Origin of the sequence: Nonomuraea sp. NPDC050663, assembly GCF_044456985.1 — a bacterium.
Lineage (GTDB): Bacteria > Actinomycetota > Actinomycetes > Streptosporangiales > Streptosporangiaceae > Nonomuraea.
In genome coordinates this window covers 936,400-959,357 of the sequence record NZ_JBITGL010000001.1, presented here as the reverse complement: position 1 = coordinate 959,357, position 22,958 = coordinate 936,400, and the positions used below count along the sequence as shown (strand labels likewise).

Sequence of the window (22,958 nt, the reverse complement as noted above, 5' to 3'; positions counted from 1 at the left end):
AATTTGTCAAGCGCACAACGCCGCATCGATCAGCTCCTGCGCGGCCGCATCCTGCTCCAGGTCGGAGAATCCGTCCATCGACATGCTCGACACCGACAACACGACCCCGCGCCTGCCGTCGTCGGCGAACCCCTCGTACGTCAGGTAGCCGGGCACCGCACCGCCGTGCCTCCAGTAGCCCCCGCCGCACGTCAGCTCGCTCCACGCCAGGCCCAGGCCGTACCTCCCGCCCTCGGCGGGCACCGTGTTCTTCATCGCGGCCAGCTCGGCGGGCGCGAGCAGCTCGCCGCCGAGCAGGGCGGCGAAGAAGCGCAGCAGGTCGCGCGGGGTGCTGATGATCGCCCCGCCCGCATCGCCCGCGCTGGGGTCGAGCCGCGTCGTGTCCACCAGCGGGCCGCCGGGCTCGAAGCGGGTGAAGCCTCTGGCGTGGGGCTCGGGAACCCGCGTGCCATCCCCCGTGCTGGTCCCGGTCAGGCCGAGCGGCTCGATGATCCGGCCACGCACCTCCTGCTGCCAGCCGCGCCCGGTCACCGCCTCGATCAGCATGCCGAGCACGACGTAGTTGGTGTTGGAGTACTGGTGCGCGAGCCCCGGCTCGCTCCTGGGCGGGCGCCGCATGGCGACCTCGACCAGGTCGCGCGCGGCGTAGTGCCGGAAGCGCCGCTGGGCGAAGACCTCGGCCGTGGCGAAGGGGTCCCATTCGGGATCATGGCTGTAGTCGGGCAGGCCGCTGGTGTGCCGCAGCAGGTCCGTGACGGTGATCCTCTCCGGGACCACGCCCGGCAGGTGCCTGGCCACCGGGTCCTCCAGCCGGAGCCTGCCCTCCGCGCGCAGCTGGAGCACCACGGTGGCGACGAAGGTCTTGGTCGTGCTGCCGATGCGGAAGTGCCCGTTCTCCGGTACGGCGGGGCCGCTGGTGGCGGCGATGAGGCGCCCGTCCACGGCCATCATCGCCTGGGCGCCGACGGCCCCGGCGTTCCTGACGCGCCTGACCGCGTCGTGCAGGTCGCTCTGCTGATAGGCGGCGCACCCCGCGACCAGCAGCAGGACCGGCAGGATCCGCCTCATTCCAGCACCCGCCTGGAGATCACCGCCGGCTCCTTGCCGGCCAGGAGCCAGCCGCCCAGCGTCGCCAGCGCGGGCACGCCCGCCCCGACCAGCGCCAGATGCCCGACCGGCACCGGGAGCAGCACCTCGAACTCGCCGAAGTACAGCGCGGCCAGCCCCAGGTAGGCGCCGCCGACGCCGAGGACCACGCCGAGCACGGCCAGCGCGCCGACCGTGGAGGCGGTGATCGCCCGCCTGACCCGGCCGCTCGCGCCGGTGGCCGTCAGAGTGCGCAGGTCGCCCGCGCTCTCCCCGCGCACCAGCCCGACCGACAGGGCCAGCACCGCCAGCGCGGCCACGGCGCCCACCGTGATCATGCCCGTGCGCACCATGCGCAGGTCCTGGATGCTCGTGCTGTCGCGGGCGATCACCATCATGCTCGTGCCGCTCGCGATGATGTAGGCGTTGGCGATCTGGGCGCTGGTCAGGGGCTCGCCCGCCTGTACGAGGAAACCCGCGAACTCGCCCTTCCAGTCCCGTCGCTCCAGCCCGGCGGCGGTGATCAGGGAGGTGGGCGCCATCGTGTAGGCGGGGGTGTCCAGGCGCTGCACCCGGGTCACCACCTCCTCCTTGACCATGTGGCGCAGGCCGACCTCGCCCTGCCGTACTGTCAGCACGTCGACCCCGGGGTCCAGCGTCGCCGCGTCGATGCCGTAGATCGCGAGCAGCTCGGGCGTGGCCACGAACAGCGGGCCCGGCCTGGCCGTCCGCGGCCCGTCGCCGATCTGCACGGCGTGCCGGAAGGCGGTCCGCATGGTGTTGTCGCGGCCGGGACGAGCCGGTTCGCGCGGATCGACCGGCATCAGGAGAGGGATCACGGCGGGGTCGTCGAGCGTGGCGGCGATCTCACCGACCCTGGCGCGCAGGTGCGCGATGCCGTCGGGGGTGCGGATGGTGACCAGCTCGCGGATCCGGTTGCGCTCCTCGGTGACGATCAGCTGCCGCTCCGACAGGTTGCCGGAGGCCAGGTCCCGCTCGGCCACCCCGACCGCGAGCACGACCGAGGCGGCCAGGCCCAGGGCCAGGCTCGTGGCCGCGAGCGCCGCCGCGGAGCGCGACTGGTGACGGACCAGGTCGCGTACGGCGAGGCGCACCGGCACGGGAGCCCGCGGCACCACGGCCGCCAGCAGCCTGATCGCGACGGGACTGGCCAGCAGCACCCCGCAGGCGGCCACGAACGCCCCCGCCGCGGTCAGCAGCGGCTCCAGCGAGAACCCGCCGGCGTCGCCAGACCCCGCCGAGAAGCCGCCTGCACCACCGGCCCCCGCCGGGGAGCCGGCCGTCATGAAGAGCCCCGCCAGGGGGTCGGCTGCCGCCATCGCGGTCAGTCCCGCCACCACCAGCACCGCGGCCGCCACCATCGGCCCCCGCACCGGGCTGGGCGGACCCGGCCGGCCCGACAACGCCCGCACGACCGGCACGCGGGACAACGCCCTGGCCGGCCACCACGCGGCCGCCGCCGACACCAGCACCGCCAGCACCATCGTGACGGCCACCAGCCACCACGGCACCACCTGCGAGCGGTCGATCCGCGCCTGCACCACCGGTTCCATCGCCGGCACCGCCGCCATCCAGCCCAGCAGGCCCGCCGCGGCCCCCACGCACGCCGCGACCAGCCCGACCGCCGCGCCGTTGGCCACCATGACCAGGCGCAGCTGCCGCTCGGTCGCCCCGATCGCGGCGAGCATGCCGAGCTGGCGCTGGCGGCGCCTGCCGACCACCGCGAAACCGGCGGCGGCGACCAGCGCCACCAGGAGCAGGGCCAGCGACCCGCCCACCAGGGCGACGACCGCCGCCATCAGCTGGTCCTCGCCGGGGTCGAGGTCGGCGATGGCCACGTTGAAGTTCTCAAGCGCGACCAGGCCGGCGTCCGGGTCGCCGCGGGCGAGCACGGTCACCGTGGTCGGCTGCCCGGCGTGCGCGGGCGCGACCAGCACGAAGGCGTCGCGCAGGTTCGAAGGGTTCTCCACCAGGCCGACGACGGTCCACTCGTTCTGGTCGAGCGTGAAGCGTGAGCCGGGCGCCAGGTCGAGGATGCGGGCGATCTCCTCGGTGACCGCCACTTCGTCCCTGCCCGCCGGATAGCGGCCCTCGCGCAGCGCCAGCATCGGCCTGCCGTACGGCCCGGCGGGGTCCTGGGCCCTGAACTCGATGAGCCGGGCTCCCCCGCGCAGCAGCACCTGCCTGCGGCCGATCACGTCGGCCCGGCCGTACCCCGATCTGATCGTCTCCAGGCTGCGGCCCAGCTCGGCCTGGTCGGCGCCGCCGAAGCGGAAGGCCAGGTTGGCGGTGCCGAACTCGCCGGCGTGCCCGACGGGCTCCAGGCTGTAGACGGCCGCCGTGCCGCCCACGCCGACCGTCACGGCGACCGTGAGCAGCGACAGGACCAGGAGCTGGGCGCGCCACTCGCGCCTGAGGAGCCTGAGGGTCCACCGGATCACCGGCCGCATCGCCGCTCACCTGCCCAGGAGCGATTCGGGGCCTGGCCGCGGGGCCGTGCGGTCGACGATCCGCCCGTCCCGCAGGAAGACCACCCGGTCGGCCCAGGCGGCCAGCTGGGCGTCATGGGTGCCCACGATGCCCGCCACGCCGTTCCTGCAGCAGGAGCGCAGCAGCCGCATCACCGCCTCGCCGTTGACCGAGTCGAGCGCTCCCGTCGGCTCGTCGGCCAGGAGCAGCCGGCGCTCGCCCACGACGGCGCGGGCGATGGCCACGCGCTGGCGTTCGCCGCCCGACAGGTCGTCGGGGAAACGCTCGGCCCGGTCGGCCAGGCTCATCTTCTCCAGGACGGCCAGCGCCTCGGCCCTGGCCCGCCGGTGGCCCAGCCCGTCGAGCTCGCGCGGCACCATCACGTTCTCCACGGCGGTCAGCCCGGCCAGGAGGTTGAAGTCCTGGAAGACGTAGCCGATCGAGCGCCTGCGCAGCCTGGCCAGCTCATCCTTGCCCAGCCGCGAGACGTCCCGTCCGCCGATCAGCACCGTTCCCGCCGTCGCGCGCTCCAGCGTGCCCGCGATGGTCAGCAGGGTGCTCTTGCCAGAACCGCTGGGGCCCATGAGGGCGACCAGCTCACCGGGCGCGACGCTCAGGTCGATCTCATCGAGCGCCCGCACCTCGGCCGGGCCGCTGCCGTAGACCTTCGTGACCCCGCGTAACTCGATCATCGTGCAGCCTCCCGCCCAGCCGTGTCTCGGCCGAGTCGAGCCATCGGATGACACCTTCGAGCCGGAACAGCTCGGAGTCGACCACCAGCGCCAGACCCAGGTCCGGCTCGTCCTCCTTGAGCTGGGTGTACTGCTGCATGGCCTGGACGACGTGCTTCCTGTGGATCTGCAGCAGCTCGCGTACGTCGATGCCCGGCACCCTGGTCGCCACGAGGACCTTGATGACCAGCTCGTCGCGCGGCGGCGCCGTGGTGGCCGGCGGCGTGCGCAGCCAGGTCGCGAGCTCCTCGCGGCCCGAGTCCGTGAGCTGGTAGACGTTCTGCAGGCCCTCTCCCGCGGCCTGGTCGGACGCGACGAGGCCGTCGCGGTCGAGGCGTTGCAGGGTGGTGTAGACCTGGCCGACGTTGAGCGGCCACACCTCGCCGGTGCGCGCCTCGAACTCCTGGCGGAGCTGCAGGCCGTACTTGGGCCCCTCGCTGAGCAGGGCGAGCAGGGCGTGGCGGATGCTCATACTCGGTATAATACCGAGTATATTCCAGCGGTCAACGGTGCGGCTGACGAGCGCCCGCCCGGAGGCGGACGCTCAGCGGGCGGCGCGGCCCAGGTAGGCCAGCAGCCGCTCGCCCGGTGTGGCGCCGGGGCCGACGGGGACCCGCGCGGCGAACCGCACCGGCCGGTCGTCGTCGTCGATCAGCACCGGCGCCAGTTCCAGCAGTTCCGTCGCCAGCGATCCCGGGATCGGCCGGTTCTGGCCGCAGGCCATGGCCACGTCCCAGCCGTGCACGGCGACCTCGATGGCGCCGACCCCGGCCACGGTCATCGCGGTCAGCGGGCATCCGCCGACCGTGACGACGCCCTCCTCGCCCGCCCACGTCCAGGCGCCGATCAGGCGGCAGGCCCGCAGCCGCAGGCTCGCCACCGGGTCGCCGACGGCCTGCGTCGCCCGGTGCCGACCCACCGGAGCCGGGTCGTACTCCACCTCGCCCAGGTCCGCGGCCTCGAACAAGGCCGCGAGCGAGTCGTCCATGTGCGCCAGCAAGGCCCGCAGGTCCCACGCCGAGCAGGGCGTCGGCCGGTCGAGCGCCTGCGGGGTCACCAGGACCAGGCTGCCCAGCGTGTAGGAGATGGCGCGCTCAAGCAACGCCAGTCCACCCGTCATCACCTCACCCCCTTCCTGCCTTTGTAGACGGTCGGGGCGGCGAAAAGTCATCGCCTCGCCGGGGTGCCCGTTTCGTGACATATGTGGGAGCAAGGTCTGGGGTACCTGTAGGGGTCATCCCGGAGTCCACTCAGTGGACAATCAGGGTCAAGCACGGATGCCGGAAATTCCTTGGCGGCGAACGATGAGTTTGTCGGAGCACACCGGTCAGTACTGGTGAAGCACCCAACGAGGAGGCCCGCGATGAGCACCACGTCCGATCTGGCCCAGGTTCTGTTCGCCTCGTCCCTGCAGCCCTCGACCGACCTCACCCCCGAGCGGGTGCGGGCCGCCATCGAGACCTGCCACTGCGACGCCGAGGCCTGTGCCGCCTACGTCGCCCAGGAAGCGGGCGACCACCCCGAGTCCTACGTCACCCGGATGCGCTGGGCCCTCAAGGCCGTCGCCATGGCCTACCCGGCCGGCGCTCCCGCCCTGCGCCTGGCCGCCTGAGCCACGCGCGAGCACCGCGCACGAGCAGCGAAGGAGCAACCGCCATGCACCCCTGGTTCGCAGAGATCATCGCACCTGACACCGAGGACGACAGCCGCGGACGCGCCCGCAGGCGCCGCCAGACCCGCGTCCGCACCATCGTCCGCCGCCCGACCGCAGACCGCCGCAACGCCCGCTGAGCCGGGGGCAGGCTAGACGACCCGCCCCCACAGCGACTCACCGGGCGCCGACTCGACGGAATAGTCGAAGTTCCCGGCCCCGAGCGAACTCTCCAGCTTTCTGATGATCTTCCTGACCTCGTCGTCCGCCGCGGCCACGTAGAACGGCCTGCCGTTCCGTCCGAAGGTGATCGCCGACGGGATCTCCCACTCCCCGAGATGCGCCTGGGTCTCGTCGAGCAGTTCCAGAGGCGTCATCCCCAGCCCTCTGGCGTACTCCACCGAGCCCATCACGATCTGCCTGGCCAGGTCCAGGGGAACGGCCTGCCACCCGGCGTACTCCCCGAAGAAGAACTCCCGGTACTTGCTGAGCTCGCGCTCGTCCATGATCTCCGGACCCATGGCGTTCCTGACGCCGAGGCAGTACACGTCGGCCAGATAGCCGCAGACGGAGACCTTGTCGTAGCCGTGCCTGCGCGCCACCAGGACGCTGACCATGCCCGCGGCCGAGGTGTCGTCGGGCGCGTCGTCGCTCCAGCCACGCGAGGCGTCGAAGGCCAGCCCGGCGCTCCACCCCGCGTTCATCCAGCACCCGATCAGCTCGGCCTCGCCGGGCTCCCGCTGGGCGGCGGCGGCCACCTCCCTGACGAGAGGGGCGACGGCGGCGGGTGACAGACCCAGCGCCCTGGCGATCTGCTTGGGCGATTTCCCCTCGCCGCGCAGCTCGCGTACGCGGTCCAAAAGCTCGGCGTGCTCCATAGTCGCAGGAGCCTACCGCCCGGTCGGCCAATGCCGCATCGCGCACATTCGTTCTCATAGAGAACGATCCGCTATCTGGGAAAATTGACTGATATAGCGCGCTTCGTTCACTATACGAACGTGACTGACAAGGTGGTGGCCTCCGCGGCCGAGGCGGTGGCGGACGTGCGGGACGGCGCGTCGTTCGCGGTGGGCGGTTTCGGCCTCAGCGGCGTGCCGACGGTCCTGATCCAGGCGCTGCACGACAGGAACGTGCGAGACCTGGCGGTGGTCTCGAACAACTGCGGCGTCGACGGCGGCGGGCTGGGCGTGCTCCTCGCCGACGGGCGCATCTCCCGGGTGACCGCCTCCTACATCGGCGAGAACAAGGAGTTCGCCCGCCGCCTGCTCGCCGGCGAGCTGGAGGTCGAGCTGGTCCCCCAGGGCAGCCTGGCCGAGCGGCTCAGGGCCGGCGGATGCGGCATCCCGGCCTTCTACACCCCGGCGGGCGTCGGCACCCAGGTGGCCGAGGGCGGCATGCCGATGGGCACAGGGCTGTCGGAGCCGAAGGAGGTCAGGCGGTTCGACGGCCGGGAGTACGTGCTGGAACACGCCATCACCACCGACTACGCGCTGGTGCGCGCGGCCAGGGCCGACCGTCACGGGAACCTGGTCTTCAACAAGTCCGCCAGGAACTTCAACCCGCTCGCCGCCATGGCGGGCAGGGTCACCATCGCCGAGGTCGAGGAGCTGACGGACCTGGATCCCGACGAGGTGCACCTGCCGGGTGTGTTCGTCCAGCGGGTGGTCGTGCTGACCCCCGCGCAGGCCGTGCGGAAGGGCATCGAGAAGTTGACGGTGCGTGCCTGATGCCGTGGACCCGCGATGAGATGCTCGCCCGCGCGGCGGCCGAGCTGCGTGACGGCGACTACGTCAACCTGGGCATCGGGCTGCCGACCCGCATCCCCGAGTTCCTGCCCCCCGGCGTCGACGTCTGGCTGCACTCCGAGAACGGCGTGCTCGGGGTGGGGCCCTACCCGGCCAGGGAGGACGTCGACCCCGACCTGATCAACGCCGGCAAGGAGACCGTCACGGTCGTGCCGGGGGCCAGCTACTTCGACTCCGCGCTGTCGTTCGGGATGATCCGCGGCGGCCACATCGACGTGGCGGTGCTCGGCGCGATGCAGGTGTCGCGCCACGGCGACCTGGCCAACTGGATGGTGCCCGGCAAGCTGGTCAAGGGCATGGGCGGGGCGATGGACCTGATCCACGGCGCCCGCCGGGTGATCGTCGTGATGGAGCACACCGCCAGGGACGGCACGCCCAAGCTGGTCGCCGAGTGCGACCTGCCGCTGACCGGCCGCCGGTGCGTCCACCGCGTGATCACGAATCTGTGCGTGGTGGACGTCACCGGCGACGGTCTGTCGCTCGTCGAGACGGCCCCCGGGGTCAGTCCCGGGGAGCTGCGCCTGCCGTGATCGGCAGGTTGCGGCTGAACAGGCCGCCCGGGTCGTGGGCACGCTTGACGGCCGCCAGGCGTTCCGCGGTCGCCGCCGGGTAGACCGCGGCGACGTCGTCGGCGCCGGGGTGGGTGATGAAGTTGCCGTACGCGCCCTTCACGTGCGGGCGCAGTCCCGCCCAGAGCTCCTCGAAGGCCTCCAGCCGGGCCGGGTGATCCTCCGGGGCGCCCAGGAGCACGGTGGTGATCATGACCTCGGCGTCGCGGTGCGCGAAGGCGGTGGCCTCGGGCGCCACGCGGTTCAGCGCGCCGCCGATGAAGCGGATCTCGCGGTACATGAGCGGGATGTGCGCCGCGGCCAGCGTGTCGATGGCCGCGTCGGTCAGATCGGGCGACAGGCGGTTGCGCACCATCGGCTGCCAGCCGGGCGGCAGGCCCGCCTCCTCCAGCACCTCCGCGTACGGCACGACCTTGACGTCCTTGTCGACCAGTTCCCCGAGCCCGGCCAGGACCTCGACGCCTGAGGGGTCGTCGCCCGCGTAGGCGGCCAGGATCGTCAGCGACGGCGATCCGTCGGGGCCGAAGGCGGGGAAGATCGAGGCCGTCGAGGTGAGCCCCTCGTCGGCCGTGCGCATCACGTCGCGCCAGGCCTTCAGCACCGCGGCCATGTCGTCCGCGGCGTAGCTGTAGCGCGCGAAGGTGACGAGCGTCTCGCGCGGGACGACCAGCTCGAACCTCACCACGATCCCGGCCTGTCCGCCGCCGCCGCGCACCGCCCAGAACAGGTCGGCGTTCTCCGTCTCCGAGGCCCGCAGGATCCGGCCCGAGGCCGTCACCACGTCGACGGCCGTCACGTGGTCGATCGTCAGGCCGTACTTGCGCACCAGCCATCCGATGCCGCCGCCGACCAGCAACCCGCCGACGCCGACCGACCGGGTGTCGCCGGAGGACAGGGCCAGGCCGTACGGCGCCAGCGTCTCGGCCACCTGGTGCCAGTGGGCGCCCGGCTCGATGACCACCCGGTCGCCGTCGACCTCGATCGTGTTCAGCCGGGACAGATCGATGATCACGCCGCCGTCGTTGGTGGCGTAACCGGCGCCGTGGTGGCCGCCGCTGCGGACCGAGAGCTCCAGGCCGCCGTCGCGCGCGAAGCCGACCGCCTCGGCGACCTCGGCGGCGGAACGCGGCAGGAACACGTGGGCGGGGCTGCCGCTGTGGGCGAACGAACCGGAGACCTGCTCGTAGGAGGCGTCACCGGGGCGAATGACTTCAACACTCATGATTCATGTCCTTTCTATGCCTTCTGCCAACAGGTCGGAGCCGGTCCTGCTTCCTCGACATGCCGGGCGAAAAAAGTGAAGGGCACACCGTAGCCCGGTGTGCCCTTCGCCCTGTCAGATCCGTTCGAGGATCTTTCTCAGCTGCGCGACCTCGGCCTTCTGCGCCTGCGCGATCTGCTCGGCCAGCGCCTTCGCGGCGGGATCATGGCCGTCGGACTGCTCGGTCTCGGCCATCTCGATCGCCCCCTCGTGGTGGGCGATCATCTGCTCGGCGAAGAGCCTGTCGAACGCGGCGCCCTTGGCGGCGCCCAGCCTGGCCAGGTCGTCGTCGGACAGCATGCCCGGCATGCCGTGGTGCATCGGCGCCTCGACCGGCTCACCCCACGCGGTCAGCCATCCCGTCAGGGTGGTGATCTCGGGGTCCTGCGCGGCCTTGATCGTGCTCGCGAGCTGCCTGACCTCGGGGTCGGTCGCACGGGTGGCGGCCAGCTCGGCCATCCGCACGGCCTGCCGGTGGTGCGGGATCATCATCTGCGCGAACATCACGTCCGCGTCGTTGAACGACGCGGCGCTCGCCGAGGGTGCCGAGCCGCCGCCGGTGGTCGTGCTGGTCGTGGTGGTGCCGGTGGTGCTTCCGCAGGCGGCCAGCGCCAGCGCTCCCGCCACGGCGACGATAGTGCGCTTGAACATCGTGCTCCTTGGTGTCTTCGTCTGGATGGGTCCGGGGGCGGGATCCGGCCTATTGACGAAGCACCGTGGTGCGCGGCGGCGGGCGGGCGACCGGTTCGGCCGGCGGCCGCATGCCGTACGGCAGGGCGAGGGGCCGGGGCACGGGCGGCAGGGCCCCTCCGAGGACGGCCACCAGCACGACGGGCGAGGCGGTGACGGCGACGCAGACCGACGAGGGGTCGGGCTCGTGGTCCATGGAGACCGTGTGGCAGTGCTCCGGCGAGACGTGCCCGATCGTGTGCATGCCGCCGAGGCCCAGGACGAGGGCGATCAGGAGCACGAGACGAACGGGCACGCCAAGCACCTTACCCCAGGGGGGTGTCAGTGCCGTCAGAGACCGTCAGTCGGCGTTCTTCCAGGTGGCGAGCAGCTTGTCGTAGTCGAGCGTCTCCGGCTTGCCCCGCTCGTCGGCGAGCTTGGGCGCCGGGGCGCCCGGCTGGTCGAGCCAGGTCTGCGCGCTCTGCTCGGGGTTGAGCTTGGGCGCGCAGTCGCCGCCGTACCCGATGCGCTCCAGCCGCGCCAGGATGTCGTCCTGCTGCTTGGCCAGGTTGTCCATCGACTGCTGCGGCGTGGTCTCGCCGGTCACCGCGGTGGCCACGTTCTGCCACCACAGCTGGGCCAGCTTGGGATAGTCGGGCACGTTCGTGCCGGTGGGGGTCCACTGCACCCGGGCGGGCGAGCGGTAGAACTCGATCAGCCCGCCGTACCTGTCGGCGTTCTGCGTGAAGTGGTCGGACCTGATGTCGCTGTCGCGGATGAAGGTCAGCCCGGTGATCGACTTCTTCAGCGAGACGGACTTGGAGGTGACGAACTGGGCGTAGAGCCAGGCCGCGTCACGGCGTTCCTTGGGGGTGTTCTTCAGGAACGTCCACGATCCGGCGTCCTGGTAGCCGAGCTTGTGGCCGTCCTTCCAGTAGGCGCCGTGCGGGCTGGGGGCCATGCGCCACTTCGGCTTGCCCTCGGAGTCGACGACCGGCAGGCCCTGCTTGGTCATGTCGGCGGTGAAGGCGGTGTACCAGAAGATCTGCTGGGCGATCGCGCCCTGCGCAGGCACCGGGCCCGACTCGCTGAAGTTCATCCCGGCCGCCTCGCGCGGGGCGTACTTCTTCATCCAGTCGACGTACTTGGTCAGCGCGTAGACGGCGGCGGGCCCGTTGGTGTCGCCGCCGCGGGTGACGCTGGAGCCGACCGGGCGGCAGTTCTCCACCCTGATGCCCCAGTCGTCGACCGGCAGGCCGTTGGGGATGCCGGGGTCGCCGTTGCCCGCCATCGACAACCAGGCGTCGGTGAAGCGCCATCCCAGCGACGGGTCCTTGCGGCCGTAGTCCATGTGGCCGTAGACCTTCTTGCCGTCGATGGTGCCGTCGCCGTTGACCTTGTTGGTGAAGAAGTCGGCGATGTCCTCGTAGGCGGCCCAGTTCACCGGCACGCCCAGGTCGTAGCCGTAGGCGTCCTTGAACTGCTTCTTGATCTTCTCGTCGGTGAACCAGTCGTAGCGGAACCAGTAGAGGTTGGCGAACTGCTGGTCCGGCAGCTGGTAGACCTTCTTGTCCGGCCCGGTGGTGAAGCTGATCCCGATGAAGTCCTGCAGGTCCAGCGTGGGCGAGGTGACCGCCTTGCCCTCGCCGTTGATGTAGTCGGACAGCGGGATGACCGCGTTGCCGCGCGAGTGGGTGCCGATGAGGTCGGAGTCGTTGACGTAGGCGTCGTAGATGTTCTGGTTGCCCTGGATCTGGGTCTGCAGCTTCTCGACGACGTCACCCTCCTGGATCAGGTCGTGCTTGAGCCTGATCCCGGTGATCTCGCTGAACGCCTTGGCGAGCGTCTGCGCTTCGTACTCGTGGGTGGTGATCGTCTCGGAGACCACGTTGATCTGCATGCCGCGGTACGGCGCGGCCGCCTTCATGAACCACTCCATCTCGGCGAGCTGTTGCTCCTTGGAGAGGGTGGACGGGGTGAACTCCCCGCTCACCCACCGCTGCGCGGCCGCTCGCGCGTTCGCCTCGTTGAAGTCGCCGCCCGCCTCCTGCGAGCAGGCGACCAGACCCAGTAGGACCAGCAGTGCCATTGCTTGATGTTTCATCCCCACCTCCCGATGACGACGATCAGTACGAGTGCACCCCCCAGGGCGTAGAGCATGGACAGGTCGGTGACGGCGATCCACACGACGAGGAAGGCCGCCGCGCTGATGAGCCCGATGTAGAGCCGGTCGCCCCGGTCGGTGTCGATGCGCAGGAACCCGCGGCGGGCGATCGGCGGGGAGAGCCTGGCCCAGACCGCCATGACCAGGAGCAGGGCGGCGATGCCCGCGAAGACCAGCGCCGTGGGCGTCGTCCAGAGCATCCAGTCGAACATCACACCCTCCCCAGCGCGAAGCCCTTGGCGATGTAGTTGCGCACGAACCAGATGAGGATGGCTCCTGGGATGATCGTCATGACCCCGGCGGCGGCGAGCAGCCCCCAGTCGACCCCGGCCGCGCTGACCGTGCGGGTCATCGTGGCGGCGATGGGCTTGGCGTTCACCGAGGTGATGGTCCTGGCGATGAGCAGCTCGACCCAGCTGAACATGAAGCAGAAGAAGGCCGTCACGCCGATCGCCGAGCGGATCATCGGCAGGAAGATCTTGAAGAAGAAGCCCGGCAGGGAGTAGCCGTCGATCGCGGCCGTCTCGTCGATCTCGCGCGGGATGCCCGACATGAAGCCTTCCAGGATCCACACGGCCAGCGGCACGTTGAAGAGCATGTGCGCCAGGGCCACGCCCAGGTGCGTGTCGAACAGCCCGACGCTCTGGTAGATCTGGAAGAACGGCAGCAGGAACACCGCGGGCGGCGCCATGCGGTTGGTGAGCAGCCAGAAGAACAGGTGCTTGTCGCCCGCGAAGCGGAACCGCGAGAAGGCGTAGGCCGCCGGGAGCGCCACGACGAGCGACATCACCGTGTTCAGCGAGGTGTAGACGATCGAGTTGAGGTAGCTGGAGTACCACGTCGAGTCGGTGAAGAACGTCTCGTAGTTCTCCAGCGTCACCCGCTGCGGCACCAGCGAGAAGGCGCCCAGGATGTCGGAGTTGGGGCGGATCGACATGCCGAACATCCACAGCAGCGGCAACATCAGCGTGGCCGCGTAGAGCCAGAAGACCGTGCGCGCCCAGGGAAGCCGTCTCATCGGCCGCTCCTCGTCAGGACGGTGAAGAAGACGTAGCAGACGATCTGCACGATCAGGAAGTACAGCAGCGAGAAGGCGCCCGCCGGTCCGAGGTCGAACTGCCCGACCGCGATCTTCGACAGCAGGATGCTCAGGAACGAGGTCGCGTTGCCCGGCCCGCCGCCGGTCACCACGAACGGCTCGGTGTAGATCATGAAGCTGTCCATGAAGCGCAGCAGGATCGCGATGGTCAGCACGCCGCGCAGCCGGGGAAGCTGGATGTGGCGGAAGGTCGCCCACGCGGAGGCGCCGTCGATCTGCGCCGCCTGGAAGTAGGGGTCGGGGATCGAGCGCAGTCCCGCGTAGGCCAGCAGCGCCACCAGCGGGGTCCAGTGCCACACGTCCATGGCCAGCACGGTGATCCAGGCGTCGGCCGAGTCGAGCGTGTAGTTGAAGTTGACGACCTTGTTGATCGCCCAGCCGCCCAGCCCGATGTCCCCGCGGGCGAAGATCTGCCAGATGGTGCCGACCACGTTCCACGGGATCAGCAGCGGCAGCGCGACCAGCACGAGCGCGACGCTCACGGTCCAGCCGCGGCGCGGCATGCACACCGCGATCAGCACGCCGAGCGGGATCTCGATCAGCAGCACCTGGGCCGAGAAGATCAGGGTCCTGACCAGCGCCGCGCGCACCTCGGGGTCGCGGGCGACGTCACGGAACCAGTCGAGGCCCACGAAGACCCGGTCGAACGGGCTGAAGATGTCCTGCACCGAGTAGTTGACCACGGTCATCAGCGGGATGATCGCGGTGAAGGCCACCGAGACCACCACGGGCAGGACCAGCCACCACGCGCGGTTGTTCTTGGCCTTCACGCGATCACCTCCCCGATCCGCACCTCGTCGCGGAAGAGGTAGGCCCGTTCGAAACGCAGGTGCTCGCCGCTCACCGGTCCGCCCGGGGCGGTCTTGGCGGTCAGCGCGTGCCCGTCGACCTCGGCGTGGACCAGGAGGTAGGCGCCCAGGTCGTCCACGCCGGTCACGCGGGCGGGCAGGCCGCTTTCTCCCAGGCGCACGAACTCGGGGCGCACGCCGAGCCGTACCGGGCCCGGGCTGATCGGCATGACCTGCGCGGAGTGCGGGCCGGGAACGGGTCCCGTGATCACCGATCCGGCCGTGCCCGTCGACCCGGGAGCGCCGTGCTCGCCGGGCAGCGGCAGGCCGGCCGCCCTGCCGACGCACGCGCCGCCGATCCTGACCTCGCCGTCCACGACCGTCGCGGGCAGCATGTTCATGCCGGGTGAGCCGATGAAGTGCCCGACGAACTCGTGCGCGGGCGTCAGGAACAGCTCCTCGGGCGTGCCCGACTGCACGATCGCGCCGTCCTTGAGGACCACGACCTCGTCGGCGAAGGTGAGCGCCTCGGTCTGGTCGTGGGTGACGTAGATCAGCGTGTGCCCGGTGTCGCGGTGGATCTCCTTGAGCTTGCTGCGCAGCGTCCACTTCAGCGCCGGGTCCACGACGGTCAGCGGCTCGTCGAGCAGCACCGCGGCCACGCCGGAGCGCACCAGGCCGCGGCCGAGGCTGACGATCTGCTGGCGTCCCGCGTCGAGGCGCCTGGCCCGCCTGCCGAGGTGTTCCTCCAGCCCGAGCAGCGAGGCGACGCGGCGCACCCGCTCGTCGACCTCCTTGCGGGGGTACTTCCGGTTGCGCAGCGGGAAGGCCAGGTTGTTGTAGACCGACATCTCCTCGTACAGCACGGGGAACTGGAAGACCTGCGCGATGTCGCGCCCGGCCGTCGGCACCGAGGTCACGTCCCTGTCGTCGAAGTGGACGCGGCCCTGGGTGGGCGTCAGCAGCCCGGAGATGATGTTGAGCAGCGTCGTCTTGCCGCAGCCGCTCGGGCCGAGCAGCGCGTAGGCGCGCCCGCTGCGCCAGGTCCAGGTCATGGGCCGCACCGCCCAGTCGTCGGTGTAGCGGTGGCCCACGTCCTCCAGCCGGATGTCAGCCATGCAGGTCCGCCTCCGTCGCCGAGGCTGCCAGCAGCTCGCCGTTGTCGGAGAAGACGAAGACGTGGGCGGGGTCGACGAAGGCGGTGGTGTGCTCGCCCGGCTCGAACATCCGGGTGCCCTCCAGGTGGGCGACCAGGTGGAGGTCGTCGGCGAGCATCAGGTGCAGGAAGGTGGCGCTGCCGGTGACCTCGGCCAGGCGGATCTCGGCGGGGAAGGCCAGCTGCTCGGCGCGCGAGCGGGAGATCGCCACCTGGTGCGGGTGCACGCCCAGGCGTACGGCCCGGCCGGACTCGTGCGCGCGCGGAGCGGGGAAGGAGGCGCCCAGGCATTCGATGCGCCCGTCGCGCACCTCCCCTGGCAGCAGGTTGAGCGGCGGATCGCTGAGGGTGCGCGCGACCTCCAGGGTCGGCGGCCTGGCGTACATCTCGGTGACCGAGCCGACGTGCAGCACCTGGCCCTTGCCCATCACGACCGTCGGCGCGGCGAACGTCAGCGCCTCGGCCGGATCGGCGGTGGAGTAGACGACCACGCCCTGGGAGCCGGAGAACATCGTCTTGAGGTCGGCGCGTAACTGCTCGCGCAGCTTGTAGTCGAGGTTGGCCAGCGGCTCGTCGAGCAGCAGCACGTCGACGGGGCGGGCCAGCGCGCGGGCGATCGCGGTGCGCTGCTGCTGGCCGCCCGACAGCTCGGCGGGCCGGCGCCGCAGGAACTCGCCGAGCCCCATGAGCTCGGCCACCTCGCGCACCCGCGCGTCGGCCTGCTCGCGCGGGAGCGAGCGCAGCGGCGAGGCGATGTTGTCGTAGACGGTCAGCGACGGGTAATTGATGAACTGCTGGTAGACGAAAGCCACTGATCGCTTTCGTACCGAGACCGAACTGACATCTTTACCGTCGACCAGGATCCGGCCCGTCGTGGGTGACTGCAGGCCCGCCGCGACCCTCATCAAGGTCGTCTTGCCCGCGCCCAGCGGCCCGATCAGGGTGTTGAGCCCGTCGAAGAACTCCAGGTCGACGCGGTCGAGCCAGGTCTGGCCGCGCTGCCGTACCGACACGCCGTCAAGAATCAGCGCCACCAATTCATATAACACGTGATTCCACAGATGACCTAGGGTTCCGTTCGTGGAGGCCTCTGTCGAGCAGCTCGTGTACGTCCGCGAGGACGAATACACCGTGGCGCGCATGAGCGCCGACGGCCTGCCCGCGTTCGTGGCCGCCGGGCGCGCGCTGGCGGCCGTGCAGCCGGGCGAGACGCTGCGGCTGACCGGCGAGTGGGAGGAGCACGCCAGGCACGGCAGCCGCTTCAAGGTGAGCACCTGCGAGCGCATCATGCCCGCCACCGTCCGCGCCATCCAGCTCTACCTCGGCTCCGGCCTGATCCGCGGCATCGGCCCGCGCCTGGCCCAGGCGATCGTCAGCCAGTTCGGCGACGAGAGCCTGAAGATCATCGACACCGAGCCCGCCCGCCTGCGCGAAGTGATCAACATCGGTCCCGTACGGCAGAGCCAGATCGTCGAGGCCTGGCAGGAGCAGAAGGCCGTCGCCGCGCTGATGGTGACGCTGCAGGGCTTCGGCGTCAGCCCGCTCCTGGCCGCCAAGGTCTACCAGGCCTTCGGCGCCGAATCCGAGCACGTCCTGGTCGAGGATCCCTACCGGCTGATCGGCGCCGTGCGCGGCATCGCGTTCGCCACCGCCGACCGCATCGCGCTGCGCTCGGGCGTGCCGGAGAACAGCCCGCAGCGGCTCAAGGCCGCGCTGGTCGACCGGCTCGAGGGCGCCGCAAGCGGCGGCGGCCACTGCTTCCTGTCGCCCACCGCCCTGGTGACGCAGACCGTCGAGCTTTTGGAGCAGGACGAGGAGGCGATCAGGCAGCAGCTCGACGCGCTGCGTGCCGAGCAGCGGGTGGTCGTCGAGGCCGACGCCGTCTTCCTCAAGGAGCTGCACGGGCGCGAGGTCAAGCTGACCGCCGAGCTCACCCGCCTGGTCAGGGCCCGCTCCACGCTGCGGCTGCGGCTCTTCGACGACGACCCGTCGTTGCACGAGGACCAGCAGGCGGCCGTCAACATGGCGCTGACCAGCACCCTGTCGATCCTCACCGGCGGACCAGGGTGCGGCAAGAGCCACACCGTCAAGGTCATCGCCTCGACCGTGCGGTCCATGGGCGGCCGGGTCACCCTCTGCGCGCCGACCGGCAAGGCGGCCAAGCGGCTGTCGGAGCTGACGGGGCTGCCCGCCATGACGGTGCATCGGATGCTCGGCATCGAGCCCGACCCCGAGGCGCTCTTCGACCAGGTGCCCTCCCAGGCCGACCTGATCGTCATCGACGAGGCCTCCATGCTCGACCTGCACCTGGCCACGCGGCTCTGCTCGGCGGTGCCGTCGGGCAGCCACGTGCTGCTCGTCGGCGACTCCGACCAGCTGCCCAGCATCGGCCCCGGCAGCGTCCTGGCCGACCTGCTCCAGGTGGAGGAGATCCCCCGGGTCCGGCTCACGCACATCTTCCGTCAGGCCTCGGGCAGCGCGATCGTCCGCGCCGCGCACGACATCCGCGCGGGAGCCATGCCGCAGCTGCCGGGCGGCGGCGGATTCTGGTTCGAGGAGATCGACGATCCCGCCCAGGTGGCCTCCCGCGTGGTGGAGCTGGCCACCGTGGGCATCCCGCGCAAGCAGGGCGTCTCCCCCGACCAGGTGCAGGTGCTGTGCCCGATGCGCAAGGGCCTGGCGGGCACCGCCGAGCTCGGCCGCATGCTGCAGGAACGGCTCAACCCGCCGGGCGCGGACCGGCCCGAGCACTGGGCGGGCTCCTCCGTCTTCCGCGTCGGCGACCGGGTCATGCCGATCCGCAACAACTACGACAAGGGCGTCTTCAACGGCGAGACCGGCGTGGTCACCGCGCTCTCCCCCGAGGAGCGCACCGTGGAGCTGGTCATCGACGAGCAGAGCGTGACCTACGGCTTCGACGAGCTCGACGACCTGACGCAGGCCTACGCCATCAGCGTGCACCGCTCGCAGGGCAGCGAATACCCGTTCGTGGTGGCGCCCGTCGTGGTGGAGGCGGGCGGCATCATGCTGCGACGCCGCCTGCTCTACACCCTGGTCACCCGGGCCAAGGCCTGGGTGGTGCTGGTCGGCCAGCGCAAGGCGCTGGAGCTGGCGGTGTCGCGGCTCGGGCAGCGCCGCAACACCACCCTCGCCAGGCGGCTGACCGCCGGCCTCGGCGGTTAGAGGTCCGGTCCCAGGTCGAAGACGGTGTCGAGGCACGTCACCCGGAGCAGCCGCCGCACCCGCGGCGTCATGGCCACCAGCCGCAGCCCGGCCTCGTGCCGCCTGGCGTCCTTGCGCACCCGGATCAGCGCGCCCAGGCCCGAGGAGTCGATGAACTCCAGCTTCGACAGGTCCACGTCCAGCCGCGTCACGCCCGCCGCCAGCAGCTGGGCGGCCGACACGGGCAGCTGGCCCGCGGTGTCGAAGTCGAGGTCTCCGACCAGGATCAGCTGGCAGACCCCCGGTTCCAGGGATCTGACCTCGATCTGCAGATGGCTCCTGCTCAACATGACGCCGCCCGGATGCCGTCGGCGAGCACCCGCTCGCCGCGCGGGAAGTCGCGCAACTCGCCCGCCAGCTCGGACAGGGCGTCGACGAGGTGGTCGGGGTCGAGTCCCCTGGCCTTCCTGATGGGAACCAGCCACGTCACGAAGCCGGTGAAGATCGTGCCGTCGTCGGTGTAGAGCGCCGCAGCCAGGAAGTCGATCACGTCAGCGGCCTCTTCCAGGGCCATGCGCTCGGCCAGCGAGCCGCGCGAGCGCGCCACCGCCAGGTACTCCTCGTCGGCCGGTGGCTCCGGCCCGACCACGGCGGGCGGCCGTACGCCGCCCGTGACCGCGCGCGCCGCCCCGGCCGCGGACTCCGCCCACAGGTCAGCGCCGAACCGATGGGCGTACCTGCCGTCGGCGCCGAACCCCCGGCCGCCCGCGAGCACGGTCACCCCGGCCGCCTGGCCGGCGCGTATCGTGGCGTGCGCTCTGGGCAGCGTGCTCGCCCGCGAGCAGCCCAGGGCCACGGCGTCGCACCCGCTCTGGTGCAGATGCGCCACCAGGTGCGGTCCCGGCACGCTGGCACCCAGGTAGTCGACGCGCCAGCCGTACAGCCTGAGGACCTCGGCCACCAGGCGCACGGGCAGGGCGTGGAAGTCGCCGTCGACGCAGGCCACCGCGACCCGGCCGCCGTGCCACGGATCCGGGCGCGCCTGCGTCATGACCGCGCCCACCGCGCGCTCGCTGATGGCGCTGGCCCGGTGTTCGCGCGCCACGCTCCAGCGGTTCTGCGCCCACAGCCGCCCGACGTCCTCCTGGACGGGGGCGATCACCTCCATGAGCAGCCGTTCCGCGGGGATGCCGAGCTCCAGCAGCCGTAGGGTCTGGTCCACCGCGCCAGGCTCGTCGCCGTCGCCGATGTGGTCGAGGAAACGCGTTCTCGCCTTCGTCAGGACGTCATCCATGATCGTCGCGCTCCTTCCGTGCAGGGGGACGGGCCCTGACCGCCAGCAGCCCTCGATCGTCGAGCTCGTCTCCTCCGGTCCATTCGGTGATGAGCTGGTCCAGCCGCTCGACCACGGCCGTGGCCGGCATGCCGTCGCATCCGGCCAGCGCCTCGGCCAGCCGGGCGCTGCCGTACGGCTCGCCCTTGCCGGGGCCGCCGAGCGCCTCGGCGTTGCCGTCGGCGTGGAGCAGGCACAGCTCCCCCGGCGCGAGCTCGAAGTCGACGGCGCGCAGGCCCAGCTCGTCGTCGTCGAAGGCCCCGAGCGGCGTACCGCCCACGGGCAGCGCGCGCACGCTGCCGTCGCAGCGCAGCACTAACGGGGCGGGATGGCCCGCGGAGGCGAGCGTGGCCCGCAGGCCGCCGCCGGGCAGCGGGCGCATCGAGCACAGCGCCAGCGAGAGGTAAGGGCTGGGCATGCCGGCGAGCGGCAGTCCCCTGTTGATCAGGTTCATGAGCGGCACGGGGCGCCGCTCGACGCTGCGCAGCATGCGCAGCGAGTGGCGCAGCTGTGACGCGGCCAGCGCGGCGCGTGCCCCTCGCCCGCACACGTCGCCGAGCGTCACCATGAGCTCTCCCTCGCGCTCCTGCACGTCGAGGAAGTCGCCTCCGGTCCTGCCGGCCTCGGGGCAGGTGCGGATCGTGCCCGCCACATCGGCCCACGAGACGTACGACTGGCCGGGGGCCAGGCAGGCGCTCAGGGCGGCGTTGACGTCGGCCTGTTCCTGGTAGCGGACGGCGGTGCAGATCGCGGCGCCGACCCTGGCGGCGAAGAGCCGCACCAGCGTCTCGGCCTGGTCGTCGAACGGGGCGCTGCCCTCACGGCGTAACAACAGGAGCGCGCCCGCAGGCACGCCGTCACCCGGCAGCGCCGCCACCGACAACGCCCGCACCGGGCCGAAGCCCGAGGGGGCGAGCCAGGCGGGCACCAGGAGCGGGTCGAGCCACCGGCTGGGCACCGCCGAGCCGAACAGCGCGTCAGTGACGCCCGGCACCTCGGACATGGCCGCCAGGGGCGTGCGGCCCTCCTCAGGCTCCCGCCCGGCCCAGACGCGCACCCATTCGACGTGCCGCCTGCGGGCGGGAAGCAGCAGGATCGCGGCGTCGGCCAGGAAGTCGGTGGCCAGGCGGACCGCGGTGTGCGCGCAGCGGCGCACGTTCAGCGAGGCCGTCAGGCGCAGGCCCGCCTCGGACAGGAAGTCGGCCTGCCGGCGCTCGGTCAGCAGGGTCTCGGCGCTGGTGTCGCGGAGGTACCAGACGCGGTGTGAGCCAGTCACGTGCTGCCTGCGCACCTTGAGGCGCCGGCCGCGGTGTTCGGCTTCGCGGCTCTGCCCCTCCGCGGCCATGAGATCGAACAGTCTGGTGAGGCTCCCGGCCGAGACCGAGTAGCCAGGGGTGAGCTCGGGCACCAGCGCCTTCGCAGCGGCGTTGGCGAGCAAGACTGTGTCGTCCGAGGCGCACAGGACGACGCCCTCGCTGCTGGCGCCGAGCACGCCTTCCAGCAGCGGGGCGTCGTCGAGGACACCGCCGAACGCGGGCACGCTTTTCATCACCTGAACCCTTCGAACGGGGGGTGATGGATCGGGCCCGGGCACCTGAGCCATCGTTGAGGCCATTGTGCCCCTATCGGACACGCGGCGTACGGCTTTCACCGCACTCGGTAGCGGTCAGGGACGGCCGCTCCGCTTGCCGTCCGGCGCGGGCTGCGCGTCCGGGGGTGCGGCCACCTCCTCGCGGGCCCCGAAGTCGAAGTAGTCGGCCACGTTGCGGCTGTCGCCGACCTGCATCTCCGTGTGCCGGACCCGGCCCTGCTCGTCGATGTCGACGATGCCCTTCACCCGCCGGTCGGTCTTGAGGTCGGGCAGGTCGGCCTCGAAGGAGTAGCGGGTGCCGGTCCAGCCCTCGCCGGAGGCCGGGCCCTCCTCCTTGACCTGACTGGCCTCCTGGAGCTGGGCCAGCGCGGCCTGCGGGTCCATGTAGGCGAGCTTGAAGACCGGCGGGTCGTCCACCCTGGGTTCGACCGTCCACCTCACGCCGTCGTACTGGTAGACCTGGTCGCCGATGAAGCGCGTCTCGCGTCCCGTGCCCTCGACGACCGTGCGGCCGGTCCTGGCCGCGGGATCGAAGTAGCCGGTCGAGGTCATGCTCTTCTCGGGCGAGGTGGAGGAGCCCGTCACCCTGAAGCTGTCGCCCGCCGTGCGTTCTGCGGCCGCGGTGACCACGGCCAGGGCCGAGCCGGTGGTGCTCGTCATGGTGATCGCCGCCGCCAGGGCCGCGACCAGCGCGGCCAGCACCGGCACGAGCACCCTGCGCCGCCGCGCCGGCGTCACGAACTCGACCCGCTCGGGGCCGCCGTCGCTCGCGGTGGCCAGCAGCGACCTGACCGCCCGCTCCGTCGCCTCGTTCATCGCCTTGCCTCCACTTCGTCGTCATCGGGGATCAGCTCCGCGCCGAGCACCTCGCGCAGCCTGCGCACGCCCCGGTGGGTGTGCGTCTTGACGCTGCCGACCGAGCAGCCCATGAGCTCGGCCACCTGCGCCTCCGGCAGGTCCTCGAAATAGCGCAGGACCAGGGCCAGCCGCTGGCGTGGCGGCAGGATCTCCAGCGCCTGCCGTACGGCCAGCGCCAGCGCCGGGTCGTCGGGCCGGGCCCGCAGGTCGGGCAGGGCGTCGCTCGGCGTCTCTCTGCGCCAGCTCACCCGCCACCAGGATCGGTGGGTGTTGACCAGCGTGCGCCGCAGGTAGGCGTCGGGATCGGTGGCCGTGTCGAGGCGCGGCCAGGCCTTGTACAGCTTGACCAGGCAGCTCTGCAGCAGGTCCTCCGCGGCGTGCCAGTCGCCGGTGAGCAGGACCGCGGTGCGTAGGTGGTGCGCGCCGCGCCGCCGTACGAAGGCGGAGAAGTCGTGAGCCATACCGTGCACACTCCTTCGGCAGCCGACGAGGTTGACACTAGAGCAGAGCCTTGTTGCCGATCGATCGATCGGTAGGATTCGCGC

At 71.4% G+C, this 22,958-nt stretch carries 25 protein-coding genes; 5 read left to right on the top strand and 20 right to left on the bottom strand.

The features are described 5' to 3' along the window. Positions 1 to 6: 6 nt before the first annotated feature. The 5 genes from ACIBH1_RS04540 to ACIBH1_RS04520 form a co-directional block, all read right to left on the bottom strand. Positions 7 to 1,068 (bottom strand): serine hydrolase domain-containing protein, encoded by a 1,062-nt coding sequence (locus tag ACIBH1_RS04540; RefSeq protein ID WP_397312156.1) that lies wholly within the window; start codon positions 1,066 to 1,068, stop codon positions 7 to 9. After that, positions 1,065 to 3,557 (bottom strand): FtsX-like permease family protein, encoded by a 2,493-nt coding sequence (locus ACIBH1_RS04535; protein WP_397312155.1) that lies wholly within the window; start codon positions 3,555 to 3,557, stop codon positions 1,065 to 1,067. Before ACIBH1_RS04535 ends, ACIBH1_RS04540 begins: the two co-directional genes overlap by 4 nt. Before the next feature lie 6 nt (positions 3,558 to 3,563). Next, a complete protein-coding gene (locus tag ACIBH1_RS04530; protein WP_397312154.1) occupies positions 3,564 to 4,268 on the bottom strand; it encodes an ABC transporter ATP-binding protein in 705 nt (234 codons plus the stop codon). Then, complete coding sequence (locus tag ACIBH1_RS04525) at positions 4,201 to 4,779, bottom strand: PadR family transcriptional regulator (RefSeq protein WP_397312153.1); 579 nt, start codon at positions 4,777 to 4,779, stop codon at positions 4,201 to 4,203. Before ACIBH1_RS04525 ends, ACIBH1_RS04530 begins: the two co-directional genes overlap by 68 nt. A 72-nt stretch (positions 4,780 to 4,851) precedes the next feature. Next, on the bottom strand, positions 4,852 to 5,427 hold the full coding sequence (locus ACIBH1_RS04520) for a TIGR03086 family metal-binding protein (RefSeq protein WP_397312152.1): 576 nt from the start codon (positions 5,425 to 5,427) through the stop codon (positions 4,852 to 4,854). 243 nt (positions 5,428 to 5,670) lie between these two features. Between ACIBH1_RS04520 and ACIBH1_RS04515 the strand changes: the two genes are divergently transcribed. Then, positions 5,671 to 5,919 (top strand): hypothetical protein, encoded by a 249-nt coding sequence (locus tag ACIBH1_RS04515; protein ID WP_397312151.1) that lies wholly within the window; start codon positions 5,671 to 5,673, stop codon positions 5,917 to 5,919. 44 nt (positions 5,920 to 5,963) lie between these two features. Beyond that, positions 5,964 to 6,098, top strand: a complete 135-nt coding sequence (locus tag ACIBH1_RS04510) for a hypothetical protein (protein ID WP_397312150.1) — start codon at positions 5,964 to 5,966, stop codon at positions 6,096 to 6,098. 12 nt (positions 6,099 to 6,110) lie between these two features. Here the strand turns inward: ACIBH1_RS04510 and ACIBH1_RS04505 are convergent, their stop codons facing one another. Then, the gene (locus ACIBH1_RS04505; RefSeq protein WP_397312149.1) at positions 6,111 to 6,836 is read right to left on the bottom strand and encodes a helix-turn-helix domain-containing protein; all 726 of its coding nucleotides are present in this window, start codon (positions 6,834 to 6,836) and stop codon (positions 6,111 to 6,113) included. Positions 6,837 to 6,956: 120 nt separating this feature from the next. Between ACIBH1_RS04505 and ACIBH1_RS04500 the strand changes: the two genes are divergently transcribed. Together ACIBH1_RS04500 and ACIBH1_RS04495 are read left to right on the top strand one after the other, a co-directional pair. Then, complete coding sequence (locus tag ACIBH1_RS04500; RefSeq protein ID WP_397312148.1) at positions 6,957 to 7,685, top strand: CoA transferase subunit A; 729 nt, start codon at positions 6,957 to 6,959, stop codon at positions 7,683 to 7,685. Continuing rightward, entirely contained in the window at positions 7,685 to 8,293 is a 609-nt protein-coding gene (locus ACIBH1_RS04495; protein WP_397312147.1) for a CoA transferase subunit B, read from the top strand. Before ACIBH1_RS04500 ends, ACIBH1_RS04495 begins: the two co-directional genes overlap by 1 nt. Here the strand turns inward: ACIBH1_RS04495 and ACIBH1_RS04490 are convergent. The 9 genes from ACIBH1_RS04490 to ACIBH1_RS04450 all read right to left on the bottom strand — a co-directional run bounded on the left by ACIBH1_RS04490 (position 8,265) and on the right by ACIBH1_RS04450 (position 16,503). Continuing rightward, the gene (locus tag ACIBH1_RS04490; protein ID WP_397312146.1) at positions 8,265 to 9,554 is read right to left on the bottom strand and encodes an FAD-binding oxidoreductase; all 1,290 of its coding nucleotides are present in this window, start codon (positions 9,552 to 9,554) and stop codon (positions 8,265 to 8,267) included. The two genes, ACIBH1_RS04495 and ACIBH1_RS04490, sit on opposite strands and share 29 nt — an antisense overlap. Before the next feature lie 114 nt (positions 9,555 to 9,668). Then, entirely contained in the window at positions 9,669 to 10,244 is a 576-nt protein-coding gene (locus ACIBH1_RS04485) for a DUF305 domain-containing protein (protein ID WP_397312145.1), read from the bottom strand. 49 nt (positions 10,245 to 10,293) lie between these two features. After that, positions 10,294 to 10,578: a hypothetical protein gene (locus tag ACIBH1_RS04480; protein WP_397312144.1), complete on the bottom strand. Its 285-nt coding sequence runs from the start codon at positions 10,576 to 10,578 to the stop codon at positions 10,294 to 10,296. A gap of 45 nt (positions 10,579 to 10,623) precedes the next feature. Next, positions 10,624 to 12,351, bottom strand: coding sequence for an ABC transporter substrate-binding protein (locus ACIBH1_RS04475; protein ID WP_397312143.1), 1,728 nt, complete (start codon positions 12,349 to 12,351; stop codon positions 10,624 to 10,626). Between the two features lie 11 nt (positions 12,352 to 12,362). Beyond that, entirely contained in the window at positions 12,363 to 12,638 is a 276-nt protein-coding gene (locus ACIBH1_RS04470) for a DUF2160 domain-containing protein (RefSeq protein WP_397312142.1), read from the bottom strand. Beyond that, positions 12,638 to 13,390: a carbohydrate ABC transporter permease gene (locus ACIBH1_RS04465; RefSeq protein ID WP_397312188.1), complete on the bottom strand. Its 753-nt coding sequence runs from the start codon at positions 13,388 to 13,390 to the stop codon at positions 12,638 to 12,640. The genes ACIBH1_RS04470 and ACIBH1_RS04465 overlap by 1 nt, the downstream gene beginning before the upstream one ends. A 50-nt stretch (positions 13,391 to 13,440) precedes the next feature. Then, complete coding sequence (locus ACIBH1_RS04460) at positions 13,441 to 14,295, bottom strand: carbohydrate ABC transporter permease (protein ID WP_397312141.1); 855 nt, start codon at positions 14,293 to 14,295, stop codon at positions 13,441 to 13,443. Further along, complete coding sequence (locus ACIBH1_RS04455) at positions 14,292 to 15,431, bottom strand: ABC transporter ATP-binding protein (protein ID WP_397312140.1); 1,140 nt, start codon at positions 15,429 to 15,431, stop codon at positions 14,292 to 14,294. The genes ACIBH1_RS04460 and ACIBH1_RS04455 overlap by 4 nt, the downstream gene beginning before the upstream one ends. Beyond that, positions 15,424 to 16,503, bottom strand: coding sequence for an ABC transporter ATP-binding protein (locus tag ACIBH1_RS04450; protein ID WP_397312139.1), 1,080 nt, complete (start codon positions 16,501 to 16,503; stop codon positions 15,424 to 15,426). The genes ACIBH1_RS04455 and ACIBH1_RS04450 overlap by 8 nt, the downstream gene beginning before the upstream one ends. Positions 16,504 to 16,549: 46 nt before the next feature. Here ACIBH1_RS04450 and ACIBH1_RS04445 point away from each other — a divergent pair, with 46 nt between their 5' ends. Then, positions 16,550 to 18,652, top strand: a complete 2,103-nt coding sequence (locus tag ACIBH1_RS04445) for an ATP-dependent RecD-like DNA helicase (protein ID WP_397312138.1) — start codon at positions 16,550 to 16,552, stop codon at positions 18,650 to 18,652. On the opposite strand, the gene ACIBH1_RS04440 is transcribed toward ACIBH1_RS04445, so the two are convergent. The 5 genes from ACIBH1_RS04440 to ACIBH1_RS04420 form a co-directional block, all read right to left on the bottom strand. Then, a complete protein-coding gene (locus ACIBH1_RS04440) occupies positions 18,649 to 18,981 on the bottom strand; it encodes an STAS domain-containing protein (protein ID WP_397312137.1) in 333 nt (110 codons plus the stop codon). The two genes, ACIBH1_RS04445 and ACIBH1_RS04440, sit on opposite strands and share 4 nt — an antisense overlap. Continuing rightward, a complete protein-coding gene (locus tag ACIBH1_RS04435; RefSeq protein ID WP_397312136.1) occupies positions 18,975 to 19,925 on the bottom strand; it encodes a B12-binding domain-containing protein in 951 nt (316 codons plus the stop codon). Before ACIBH1_RS04435 ends, ACIBH1_RS04440 begins: the two co-directional genes overlap by 7 nt. Next, a complete protein-coding gene (locus ACIBH1_RS04430; RefSeq protein WP_397312135.1) occupies positions 19,918 to 21,513 on the bottom strand; it encodes a PP2C family protein-serine/threonine phosphatase in 1,596 nt (531 codons plus the stop codon). Before ACIBH1_RS04430 ends, ACIBH1_RS04435 begins: the two co-directional genes overlap by 8 nt. A 117-nt stretch (positions 21,514 to 21,630) precedes the next feature. Further along, a complete protein-coding gene (locus tag ACIBH1_RS04425) occupies positions 21,631 to 22,371 on the bottom strand; it encodes a hypothetical protein (protein WP_397312134.1) in 741 nt (246 codons plus the stop codon). After that, positions 22,368 to 22,874, bottom strand: a complete 507-nt coding sequence (locus ACIBH1_RS04420) for a SigE family RNA polymerase sigma factor (RefSeq protein ID WP_397312133.1) — start codon at positions 22,872 to 22,874, stop codon at positions 22,368 to 22,370. Before ACIBH1_RS04420 ends, ACIBH1_RS04425 begins: the two co-directional genes overlap by 4 nt. Positions 22,875 to 22,958 lie beyond the last annotated feature (84 nt).